The sequence below is a fragment of the Microcoleus sp. PH2017_24_DOB_U_A genome, from assembly GCF_020738205.1.
In the GTDB taxonomy this organism is placed as follows: Bacteria; Cyanobacteriota; Cyanobacteriia; order Cyanobacteriales; family Microcoleaceae; genus Microcoleus.
The window spans coordinates 37,197-49,222 of the sequence record NZ_JAEQCT010000067.1; the positions used below are offsets into that span (position 1 = coordinate 37,197).

The window sequence follows — 12,026 nt, forward strand, 5'->3', positions numbered from 1 at the left end:
TCTTATGAGAAGAGGGTAATTTCGCGACCAATTATAACCCAATACGGTTTACTTAACGCTTTTGATGAATTTTATCTGACGATTTTTGGATTATAAAGAGGTGAAGTAGATATTAAGAAGATTTTACCGCAGAGAACACAGAGAACACAGAGAGGGGAGGGATAAAAGGTTTTTTTCCAAAACTTTCGCAATACTCTTGCCTCTGCGCCAAAAGCGCCCCAATACGGTTCAAAACTCTTCTCTTGATGGAGTGGATTGTATTTCAATACGGTTTACTTAATGCTTTTGATGAATTTTATCTGACGATTTTCTGGCAATATAGCCATTTTGGGCAAGTCAGATTTTTCTTAAGTAAACCGTATTGAATTATAACCCTAAGAAGGCAAGATAATTGATGACAGGAAATCCGAGGAGCCGATCGCCCCATTAATCCCCACCAGATTCGCTAAAACCCGATCGGTTCCTGCGACTCGCAGCAACGTACCGTCAGGAGTGGTGCTCAATTGCAACTGCTGGAAACTCAGGCCGCCAGTCAAAACAAACTTATCGACACCGGCCTCGAAGCCGATCGCAGTATCAGTACCACTGTCAGCACCCAAGACAAATCGATCGCTCCCAATACCTCCGATTAAAGTATCGTCGCCCAAGCCACCAAACAGCCAGTCATCACCATCACCCCCATTGAGCAAGTCGTTATCCTTACCGCCAATTAGGGTATCGGTGCCAGCATCTCCATTCAGGGTATCTTCCCCTTCATTGCCGTAGAGCAAATCATCGCCAGCATCGCCATTGATGCAGTCTTGCTGGTCGTTTGCGCCCACCGAGACAGCCCGGTTATCGGAGCGATCGCCATAAATGGTATCGTTGCCCTCGCCACCGCAGAGCTCATCGCTGCCGTCACCGCCGTAAATCTTGTCGTTGCCAAGATCTCCGTGAATGAGGTCGTTATTTTTACCGCCGTAAATGCTGTCATCGCCTTCACCGCCACTGATGGTATCGTCAGCTTCGTCGCCGAAGAGTACGTCAGCACCAATGTTGCCAAAGATCAAGTCCTGGCCGTTGACATCTTGAACTCGACTGCGAGCGCCACCGTATATCGTGTCATCGCCACTGTCGCCGACAAGGGTATCGGAGCCTAATTCGCCCCAAATCAAGTCATTCTCTTTGCCACCCCAAACGCAATCATTGCCTTTGCCTGCTTGCACGGTGTCATTGCCGTTGCCACCGGCGATGATGTCGTTGCCGGTGTCGCCAAAGATTAAATCTCCTTCGCTAGCACCGTTAACTGAGTTGGAACCGCCTTTGTCGCCTAGCAGAGTATCGTTGCCTGCGCCGCCGTAGAGGGTATCAGAGCCTAATTGACCGTAGATCAGGTCATTGCCTTTACCTCCGTAAGCGCGATCGTTACCTTTGCCTGCAACCAGGGTATCGTTGGCTTCTTGGCCGCTGAGGAAGTCGTTGCCGTCGCCTCCATAGAGCAAGTCGCGTCCCTGGGAATCGAAGTCTGTGTTGCCGTTGAAACCGCCAAACAAGGTGTCATTGCCGGTGCCCCCAATCAACGTATCGGAGCCGATTTGGCCCGAAATGATGTCATTTTCTTTGCCTCCAAGGGCAAGATCGTTACCTTTGCCGGCATGGATGGTATCGTCGCCTTCGTTGCCGTTAATGATGTCTGCGCCGTTACCTCCGAAGATCAAATCGCGATCGTCCGCAGCGCTGCTAGAGTTATCGCGGCCGTTATCTCCCAAAATCGTATCGGCACCTTCATCTCCAAACAGGGTGTCAGAGCCTAAGTCGCCTGCAATCCAGTCGTTCTGCTTGCCGGCATGGATGATATCGTTGCCCTCGCCGCCGTAAGCAATATCCGTGTCAGTGTCCGCAAAAATCCTGTCATTGCCTTCATTGCCGTAAATTTCGTCGGCGCCGTCTTTGCCTAAAATCAGGTCGTTCCCTTTTAAACCGATGATTTTTTGGTTGCCTTTGTTGTCTGCGATCGAGTCATTGCCGTCTGTACCTTTGGTGGTTTGTCCCTCTCCCAGTTGCGAAATTGGCCGGACAAATCGAACTCCGGGCGCTGGTGGCGGCGGTGCAAAGTTAATTCCTGGTTTTTCTACAATGGGTTCGCACAGACAGTCGGTATCTGGTTCGGCGATCGGATTTGATATTGGGGTTGGTGTTGGCGCCACCAGCCCCAAGATTGCAGCGACAGTAGCGGTAGCGGGACTAATGCCGCCGCGATCGTCTGTAGCGCTGTAGCTGAAAGTGGCTCCCGTAAAACTTCCTGTGGTTTGGAAAAATAATTGCTCAATTTGTGCCGGAGTTAGAACTTGGCCGGGTGTGACGCGAACGCCGCCGTTGGCTGGATCTCCTAAAAATAGAACTCCTTGGTTGGCTGGGGGCAGGGTGTCGATCGTGTAAGAGGCGATCGACCCGTCGGGATCGCTGCCTCCCAATCCCGGAACCTGGGCGCTGCCACTGGGAGCAATACTGAAGTTAGCATTGTTCACCAATGGCGGTAAGTTGGTCGTCGGGCGAATCGCAGCAACAGTAGCGGTGCCGGGACTAATCAGGCCGCCGTTGTCGGTGGCGCTGTAGGTGAAATTGGCTCCCGTAAATTCGCCCGTCGTTTGGAAAAACAGTTGCTGAATCTGTCCGGGAGTGAGAATTTCACCGGGTGCGATCGCTATCCCACCGTTAGCAGGATCTCCTAAAAACAGTGTTCCTTGGTTCGCCGGTGGCAAAGTGTTGATTGTGAAAGAGGCGATCGTCCCGTCGGGGTCAATTCCTCCCAATCCTGGAACCCGCACGCTGTTGTTGGGCGGAATGTTGAAGTTGACATTTATGCCAACTGGAGGTTGGTTGAGAACAATTGGCGCCGGAGTCGGAGTCGGAGTTGGAGTCGGTGCCGGAGCTGGAGCTATGGCAGCAACTGTAGCATTAGCGGGACTGGTAGCACCGCGATCGTCCGTAGCGCTGTAGTTAAAATTCGCTCCTGTAAAGTTGGCCGTCGTTTGCAAAAATATTTGCTGAAGCTGTGCGGGAGTCAGAACTTGGCCGGCTGTGACGCGAACGCCTCCGTTGGCGGGATCTCCTAAAAATAGGACTCCTTGGTCTGCTGGGGGCAAAGTATTGATGGTGTAAGAGGCGATCGATCCGTCGGGGTCGGTTCCGCCCAATCCCGTGACTAACCTGCTACTGTTGGGCGGAGTGCTGAAGTTGACATTTGTGGCAACTGGCGGTTGGTTCGGCACCGGAACCAAAGCGGTAACTGTAGCATTGGCGGGACTGGTGGCGCCTTGATTGTCGGTGGCGCTGTAGGTAAAATTGGCTCCCGTAAAGCTGCCCGTCGTTTGGAAATATATTTGCTGAATCTGTGCCGGAGTCAGAACTTGACCGGGTGTGAGTCGAACGCCTCCGTTGGCCGGATCTCCTAAAAATACCTGTCCTTGGTCTGCTGGGGGCAGGCTGTTGATGGTGAAAGAGACGATCGTCCCGTCGGGGTCAGTTCCTCCCAATCCCGGAACTCGCGGGCTGGTGTTGGGGGGAACAGTGAAGTTGACATTTGTGGCAACTGGCGGCTGGTTGGGAGGCGGCACTGGTGCAGGAGTTGGTGTTGGCACCGGTGCAGGAGTCGGTGTTGGCACTGGCGCAGGAGTCGGTGTTGGCACTGGCGCAGGAGTTGGTGTCGGCACCGGTGCAGGAGTTGGTGTCGGCACTGGCAGAGGGATTGCCGCTACAGTTGCGGTAGCAGCATTGGTGGCACCGCCGTTGTCGGTGGCGGTATAGCTGAAGTTGGTTCCCGTAAAGTTGCCTGTGGCTTGCAAAAATAGTTGCTGAATCTGTGCCGGAGTCAGAACTTGGCCGGGTGTCACCGCTACGCCTCCGCTGGCGGGATTGCCTAAAAATAGCTGCCCTTGAGAGACAGGTGGCACGGTGTTAATCGTAAAAGAGGCGATCGTCCCGTCGGAGTCCGTGCCTCCCAATCCGGTCAATAAAGCGGTGCTGCTGGGCTGCTGGCTGCTGTTGACAGGATTGGCAACCGGAGGTTTGTTGACCGGTGCGGGTGTTGGCGATGGTACTGGAATGGCGGCGGCAACGCTAGCGCTGGCGGGGGTGGTAGCGCCTTGATTGTCGGTGGCGCTGTAGCTGAAGTTGGCTGCGGTAAAAGTGCCTGTAGATTGGAAAAATAATTGATTGATTTGAGCGGGCGTGAGAATTTGACCTGCGGTGACGGCAATTCCCCCAGAGGCGGGATTGCCTAAAAATAGCACCCCTTGAGCGACTGTCGGCAGGGTGTTGATTGTGTAGGAGGCGATCGTTCCGTCGGGGTCGGTTGCTCCGAGTCCGACAATGTTGGCTGTGCTGTTCGGAGGTAGGCTGATGTTGGCGTTGTTGGCTACAGGAGGTTTGTTGGGTGTCGGCAGTACCGCAGAGACGGTAGCGGTGCCGGGACTGGTGAGGCCTTGATTGTCGGTAGCGCTGTAGGTGAAGTTCGCTCCGGCAAAGGAGTTGGTCGCTTGGAAAAATAATTGATTGATTTGAGCGGGTGTGAGAGTTTGACCCGCTGTGACGGCAATTCCCCCAGACGCGGGATTGCCCAGAAACAAGGTTCCTTGGGCTGCTGGCGGTAGGGTGTTGATGGTGAAGGAGGCGATCGTCCCGTCGGGATCTGTGCCTCCCAATCCGGTCAGTAAAACGGTGCTGCTGGGTGCGATCGCGCTGTTGGCGTTATTGGCTACCGGAGGTTGGTTCGCGGCAACGATCGCAGTTGTCACTTGAGCGTTCGCAGCCGTACCGTTGTTGTTGTCACTGTTAGGATCGGCGGTGGCGGCAGTGCTTCTGGCAGTGTTGACAACGCTGCCAGTGGCAGGAGCAACAACGCTGACAGTGCGGGTGATGGCGTTGGCTGCCCCGCTTGCCAAACTTGCGATCGCCGTCCAAGTGACAACACCTGTGGCAGGGTTGTAACTGCCACCGTTGGAAGCTGTCACTCCCGTTAACCCCAGAGGCAGAGTATCGGTGATGACGACGTTGGTGGCGCTGGAAGGGCCGGCGTTTTGGGCGGTGATGGTATAAGTGGCAGTGGCTCCCGGCGCGATCGATGCCGGGCCTGCTTTGGTGGTAACTACGTCGGCGCTGGGAGTGATCGTGGTGGTGACTTGCGCGTTTGCAGCCGTGCCGTTGTTGTTGGCAGTATTGGGATCGGCGGTGTCGGAGGTGCTTCTGGCGGTGTTGGCGACTGTGCCGCTGGCAGGAGCAACAATGCTGACTGTGCGGGTGACGGCGTTGGCTGCCCCGCTTGCCAAACTTGCGATCGCCGTCCAGGTGACAATACCTGTGGCTGGGTTGTAAGTGCCACCGTTGGAGGCTGTCACTCCGGTTAAGCCCACAGGCAGGGTATCGGTGATGGAAACGTTGGCGGCTGCCGAAGGGCCGACGTTTTGGGCGGTGATCGTATAAGTGGCAGTGGCTCCGGGCGTGACAGATGCCGGGCCTGCTTTGGTGGTAACTACGTCGGCGCTGCTCGTTATCGTGGTGCTGACTTGAGCGATCGCAGCCGTGCCGTTGTTGTTGGCACTATTGGGATCGGGAGTTTCGGCTGTACTCCTGGCAATGTCGATGACAGTGCCGGTATTTGGGGTACTGAAGCTGACTGTGCGGCTGACGGCGTTAGCCGCACCGATGCCCAAAGTTGCGATCGCCGGGAAAGTGACAACACCTGTGGCAGGATTGTAACTGCCCCCGTCGGAGGCTGTCACTCCAGTTAAGCCTGCGGGCAAAGCGTCTGTTACCGTCACATTGGTAGCGCTGCTCGGCCCGCTGTTTTGTGAGGTAATTGTATAGGTGACCGTCGATCCAGCCACGGCTGTTGTCGGGCCTGTTTTTGAGGTGATGATGTCGGCTGTAGCCGGAACGATCGCAGTTGTAGCTTGAGATACTATCCCTTCACCGGTGTTGTTAATCAGGTTGGGATCGAAAGTGCTGCTGCTGCTAAATGCCAGGTTAGTTACCGATCCGATTGTGGCAGGTGCAGTCACGGTAATACTGCGGGTAACGCTGGCACCGTTAGCCAGAGTCGAAATCACTGGCCAACTGACACTCCGCGTTGTCGGGTTGAAAATCCCACCATTATCGGCGCTGCTGAAAGTTAAGCCCGGAGGCAGGGGATCTTGAATCAGGACGTTGGTAGCGTCGTTGGGCCCGTTATTGGTGGACGTAATGGTGTAAGTAATACTGCTGTTGGGTAGGGCAAATGCGGGGCCAGTTTTAACCGTGGCAATATCGGCTGAGATGGTAGGTGCTGTGACAGTTTCAACGCTGAGATTGCGAATTTCGTGAATGTTGGTCACTGCCCCTGTCGAACTAGCAAAACCAAATTTGAAAGTCGGCGGAATTGTGCCATTTACAGCCGCCAAATTTGGGATGTCGATCGCACTTTCGCCCGGGCCGTTAAATAAGTTGTCGCCGTTTAAGTCGATGTTAACGAAAAAACGGCTGGGTATTGTGGGAGTAGACGGTTGTAAAGTAATTTGAACTCTTTTTCTGGCAAGAGTGCGATCGGTAACGGTAGGATTATCTATGCCGCCGGGAATTACATTGTTAGTTAAAAACTGATATCCTCCGGTTTGGCTGCCTCTAATTCCTACCGCATCAGGTATCGATCCCGGGCCACCTAAACGCCCTTCACTCGGATCTGAAAAATTGCCATATTCGTCAAATCCAACACCTAAATAACCTCCGACAATCCCCGGTATACCAGAACTGTTGTTGGGAGCATAACCGAGAGAACCGCCGAATCCACCTGCTTGAGTTGGTGTAGCAGCCCCGTCAATTAAGAAGAAACTAATGCCGTCGGCACCGGTGCCGTCATAGGCAAATAAATCAAAGGCAACTCTGATGCCGTCAGTCGAAGAAATTGGGTTGTTGTAGATGACAAAAGCTGCTTGGTTGTTCGCATTCGATGTTAATCTTAAAGCGCCACTGCCCGGAGGATCGCCCAGCCCTAAACTGGGAATGATGCCGGGGCCGCTACCTGAGGTTAATCCCGGTTGAATTGCACCGCCGCTAGTTCCGTAGATCCAAGGCCCTAATGCTGTGGGATTTTGAAAGCTTTCGGTAACTAATGTTCCGAGGACATGATTGTAGGTTTTTAAGACTTCTGGTTTAAAGGCTAGTTCGGCATCGATTTGTCCTGTGGTAATTTCTAATTCCCAGTCGCCGCCTAGTGCTGCACTCCCAGTTAAGTTGTTAGAAGCAGCAATATTTGCTCCAGTTAATTCGCTGAGTTTTTGTATGAATTTAATGCCCGATTCGCCGACAGCTACGTTACATCCATAAAGTAAAATGCTACCGGGTTTTCTAGGTTATCAATATTCAGTTCTGTCCGACCGATCGCGACTGCTGCTTCTCGGCCGTGAGAAACTACGTGCAGGCTGTTGATGCTGTGGTAATGCCCCAAAAATTCGGTGATTTGTGCGATCGCATCTCTGGTTGGATCGAGCACCAATACTTCGCTTCCGGGTTTGACTCCACGGATCAATTCCTCGTAGTTTTCTACTCGGGAGTCAACAACGACTAGATATGTTTTCGATTCTAGATACGCTGTAGAGTTTGCTGGCTTAAAAAATAAGTTGTTGGTAGTGGTAATATTAGTAGATTTGCGTATTTTTACGGCTGACACATTCGACGTATTGGGGCTCGTTTTCATAGTTCGCTGATTTAGTTACTTAGTTTTAAACTACCCCCTTTGAGAACATTCGATATACACGGAAATATAAATTTACTGTAAATTATATTTACGAAATAAATTAAACACTTACGTGTTTTGTTGAAGTTAAGATGTGAGGGAAGGATTGGATAGACAATGCTGTATCAGCTTCGCGCATTAACCTAGGTAATAAATCACTACACCCTTAGATATGCAAGCATTATCTGGTTTTGATTGCGCCACTCAAGTATTTTTCTTGAAAAGAAATTAATCCCATAACCTTGAGATTGCGATCGGCACTTACTTACGTATTGCTGACAAAAAGGCAGTGATTCCGGTAACGGGATGCTTCTCAGTACAGTTGGGAGTGTAATTTTTTCTGAAATCTTGACCGTAAATCCACTGAAAAAAACATTTCCGAGAATTAGAAAATTTTTTGATTGTAGCTTGGATTTACTACTTGTGGGAGTTGACATTGCCACGAACTTTACTTAATAGGGTTTCATCTCTAAAAAGCTCAGAACCAAGGCTAAACCATACAAAAAGTTACAGAATGTCAGGCAAATTAAGACAAGTGGGAGTTGACAAGTTACACTAATTTATGCTGTAGCGATCGGTTGTCCGCAGCCACAGGCCATGAAACGATCGCACAATTTCCACATTGAACATCAGGTTAGCAGCAAAAGATGTGTCAGATCATACCATCAGGTAAGTGGTGTTCACCAGCAGTTGAAGAGAGGAGTGCGGGTGCGCGCCTAGGGAATAGGCGCACCCAATCCCGCGCTGGTTAAACGTTAATATCGAGTTCGCGCACCAAAAAAGCCCATTCATCTGCCAATTCTTCAATGACTTTAGCGGTAGGTTTGCCACCCCCATGTCCCGCTTTTGTTTCGATGCGAATTAACACCGGTTTTTCGCCTGCGTGCGTTGCTTGCAAAGCCGAAGCAAACTTGAAACTGTGGGCTGGAACCACTCTATCGTCATGATCCGCAGTTGTAATCATTGTCGCCGGATAAGCAGTTCCCGCTTTCAGATTGTGCAGCGGAGAATAGGCGTGAATTGTGGGAAACTCTGCGGGATTGTCCGACGAACCATATTCAGGAACCCAAGCATGACCAATGGTAAACTTATGGAAGCGCAACATATCTAGGACGCCGACGGCGGGCAATGCTGCACCGAACAATTCTGGCCGCTGAGTCATGCAAGCCCCCACCAATAAGCCGCCGTTGCTACCACCTGCGATCGCCAATTTAGCAGGTTTGGTATACTTATTCTCGATCAACCATTCCGCAGCGCTGATAAAGTCATCAAACACATTTTGCTTTTTCAACTTTGTCCCAGCTTGGTGCCACGATTCGCCGTACTCGCCACCACCCCGCAAACAAGCTGTCACATAAACTCCGCCCATTTCCAACCAAACCAGCCTGCTAAGAGAAAAACTTGGAGTCAGCGAGATAGAAAAACCACCATAACCATACAGGTAAGTGGGGTTATTGCCATCTAGCTGCAAGCCTTTTTTGTGCGTGACAAACATCGGTACTTGCGTACCGTCTTTGCTGGGATAAAATATTTGTTTTGTCTCGTAATCCTCTGGATTAAAATCAACCTTTGGCTGCCGATAAATGCTACTTTCATCAGTCAGCATATTGTAACGGTAGATTGTGTTCGGAGTCGTGAAGCTGGTGTAAGCATAAAAGGTTTCGGTGTCGTGCCGCTTGCCGCCAAAACCTCCTGCCGAACCAATTCCCGGCAAGGCTACTTCTCGCGCAAAAGAGCCATCTAAGTTGAAGATTTTAATCTGAGTGTAGGCGTCTTTCAGGTAAGAAGCGACAAATTGATTGTTGAGAAGGCTAATGCCTCCCAGGGTTTCGGCTGCTTCGGGGATGATTTCGGTGAACCCCCCCTTGGTAAGGGGGGGATTCAGGGGGGTGTCAGCGCCCGCTAGGGATGAAGGAGGAGGGTTGTTAGTGTCGATCGCAATTACGCGGCCCAGCGGTGCATTCAAGTCGGTTTGAAACCAGAACAATGAGCCTTCGTTATCAATGAAACTGTACTCAGCCTCGAATTTGTTAATCAGTTCGACAATGCTTGATTCCGGCGCGGTTAAATCCTTGTAAAAAATCAGGTTTTGCGGGTCAGTGCCGAGCCAGACTGATATAATCAAATACTTGCCGTCTTCCGTAACACCACCGCTAAATCCCCATTCTTTTTGGTCAGGGCGATCGCAAATTAATACATCTTCAGATTGCGGAGTACCGAGCTTGTGATAGAATAGCTTTTGGTAATAGTTAACATCTTCGAGTTTGGTTTTTTCGTTGGGTTCATCGTAGCGGCTGTAAAAAAAACCTTTACCGTCGTGAGTCCAGGCTGCACCTGAGAATTTCAGCCATTTTAAATGGTCTGATAAATCTTCCCCAGTTTCCACATCGCGAACTTTCCATTCCTGCCAATCCGAGCCAGAAATTGACAAACCGTAGGCCATAAGTTGGCCGTCTTCGCTGAGAGCTATGCCGCCGAGAGCAACGGTTCCGTCTTCTGAGAGAGTGTTCGGGTCAATTAATACTTTTGGTTCGCCGTCGAGAGATGTTAAAGTGTAGAGTACGGATTGATTTTGCAGACCGTCATTCTTGTAGTAAAAATAGCGATCGCCCTGTTTAAAAGGTATGCCGTATTTCTCGTAATCCCACAGTTTAGTCAGGCGCTGTTTGATTTTTTCCCGCGCCGGAATTTGGCTGAGGTAGCCGAAAGTGACTGCGTTTTGAGCTTCCACCCAGGCTTGAGTTTCCTCTGAATCCGGGTCTTCCAGCCACCTGTAGGGGTCGGATACTTGGACGCCGTGGTAATCGTCTGTTTGCTCGGCTTTGCGGGTTGTGGGGTAGCTTAAAGGGCGATCGAATTGAGTCATATTTTTCACTCTCAGTAACTTTATTCAGTTTAACCTTTTTTACAAAATTGTCATTGCGAACCTCAATAAAGCAATCGCACTTTCTTCTCTCCCATCTTCCTACCCTTCGGGAACGGCTTCGCCGAACGTGTCCTTAGCGTCTTCGCGGTTCATTTCTCTTCTCTTTCAATTCACCTAATCCAATTCCCTCCTTCCTTCCAAAGCACGAGCCAAAGTTACCTCATCAGCATATTCCAAATCTCCCCCCATCGGCAAACCAAAAGCTATTCGCGTAACCTTGGTAAAAGGCTTTAATAAGTGACCGATATAAAGAGTAGTAGTTTCGCCTTCCACGCTAGGACTAATCGCAATAATAACTTCAGCGATCTTTTGCTGGCTGACGCGGCGGACTAATGGCTGAATGTTCAATTGTTCCGGGCCAATTCCATCCATCGGCGAGATGACACCGCCGACAACATGATATTTGCCGATGTATTCCCGCGTTTTTTCTAAGGCGATTACATCGCGGGATTCTGACACAACACAAATAGTAGAACCGTCCCGGTTAGTGTTGCGGCAAATTTCGCAAACAGGTTCAGCGGATAAGTGAAAGCATACTTTGCAAAAACCGACTTGTTTTTTGGCATCAATCAATGATTGAGCTAGGGCTTGCACGTCTTCTTCCGGTCGCTTTAAAATATGTAAAGCGAGTCGCTGTGCACTTTTTGGGCCGATTCCGGGCAAGCGCTGCAATTGTTCGATCAAACGGGCTAAGGGTCGAGTGTACATAAAATGAAGGAAGAGGGAAGAAGGAAGAAGGAAGAGGGAAGAAGGAAGAGGGAAGAGGGAAGAGGGAAGAATAACAGAAATTAACCGGGCGCATCTGGGGCGCATGAAAATATATCTGTAGGGGCGAAGCATGACCGCAGTAAATATGAGATTATAACTAATAAGTTATATGCGGTCATGCTTCGCCCTCTTCAAAACCCAGATGCACCCAATTAACCTCCGCTAATTTTAGCTTTGTAGCCCAATTTTTTGAGAATTTCGAGTAGCTTTTGCTTGTGTTCGCCTTGAATTTCAATTTCATTATCCTTAACTGTGCCGCCCGTGCCGCATTGGGCTTTTAGCTGCTTGGCTAAATCTGCTAAAGTTTCGGGTTTTTCTTGAAATCCGCTGATGACTGTAACTGTTTTGCCACCGCGTCCTTTTCGGGATGCTTCTACTTTCAAAGTTTGTTGATTCTGGGGAACTTCCGGGGTTCCTCGCTCGAGAGCAGCCGAGTTTTCGTAGTTACCAAACTCAGAGTAAACTACTCGTTTACCGTCGGTTGTTTTGTTGTCAGAATTTTTGCGTTTGGATGCTGCCATATGTTATACTGCCTGAACTTGTTTTACCATAAATAATTGGTTGAAAGCCCCAAGCCTGCTCGGG

At 50.5% G+C, this 12,026-nt stretch carries 6 protein-coding genes and 1 pseudogene; 1 reads left to right on the plus strand and 6 read right to left on the minus strand.

Going from position 1 to position 12,026, the window contains the following annotated elements; translation table 11 throughout:
* Positions 1–374: 374 nt before the first annotated feature.
* Entirely contained in the window at positions 375–6,350 is a 5,976-nt protein-coding gene (locus JGK07_RS19370) for an Ig-like domain-containing protein (protein WP_293291001.1), read from the minus strand.
* Here JGK07_RS19370 and JGK07_RS19375 point away from each other — a divergent pair.
* Complete coding sequence (locus JGK07_RS19375; protein WP_293291003.1) at positions 6,340–6,534, plus strand: hypothetical protein; 195 nt, start codon at positions 6,340–6,342, stop codon at positions 6,532–6,534. The two genes, JGK07_RS19370 and JGK07_RS19375, sit on opposite strands and share 11 nt — an antisense overlap.
* A gap of 656 nt (positions 6,535–7,190) precedes the next feature.
* Here JGK07_RS19375 and JGK07_RS33230 read toward each other — a convergent pair.
* The 5 genes and pseudogenes from JGK07_RS33230 to JGK07_RS19395 form a co-directional block, all read right to left on the minus strand.
* A pseudogene (locus JGK07_RS33230) lies at positions 7,191–7,346 on the minus strand (DUF4347 domain-containing protein); the annotation flags it as partial.
* The gene (locus tag JGK07_RS19380; RefSeq protein ID WP_293291005.1) at positions 7,322–7,708 is read right to left on the minus strand and encodes a DUF4347 domain-containing protein; all 387 of its coding nucleotides are present in this window, start codon (positions 7,706–7,708) and stop codon (positions 7,322–7,324) included. The gene JGK07_RS19380 and the pseudogene JGK07_RS33230, both read right to left, overlap by 25 nt.
* A gap of 787 nt (positions 7,709–8,495) precedes the next feature.
* On the minus strand, positions 8,496–10,613 hold the full coding sequence (locus JGK07_RS19385; RefSeq protein ID WP_293177958.1) for a prolyl oligopeptidase family serine peptidase: 2,118 nt from the start codon (positions 10,611–10,613) through the stop codon (positions 8,496–8,498).
* 174 nt (positions 10,614–10,787) lie between these two features.
* Positions 10,788–11,381 carry a recombination mediator RecR gene (gene recR / locus JGK07_RS19390; protein ID WP_293177858.1) on the minus strand — a complete coding sequence of 198 codons (594 nt, stop codon included), beginning with the start codon at positions 11,379–11,381 and terminating at the stop codon, positions 10,788–10,790.
* A gap of 212 nt (positions 11,382–11,593) precedes the next feature.
* Positions 11,594–11,962, minus strand: a complete 369-nt coding sequence (locus JGK07_RS19395; protein WP_293177861.1) for a translation initiation factor — start codon at positions 11,960–11,962, stop codon at positions 11,594–11,596.
* Between the last annotated feature and the right edge of the window lie 64 nt (positions 11,963–12,026).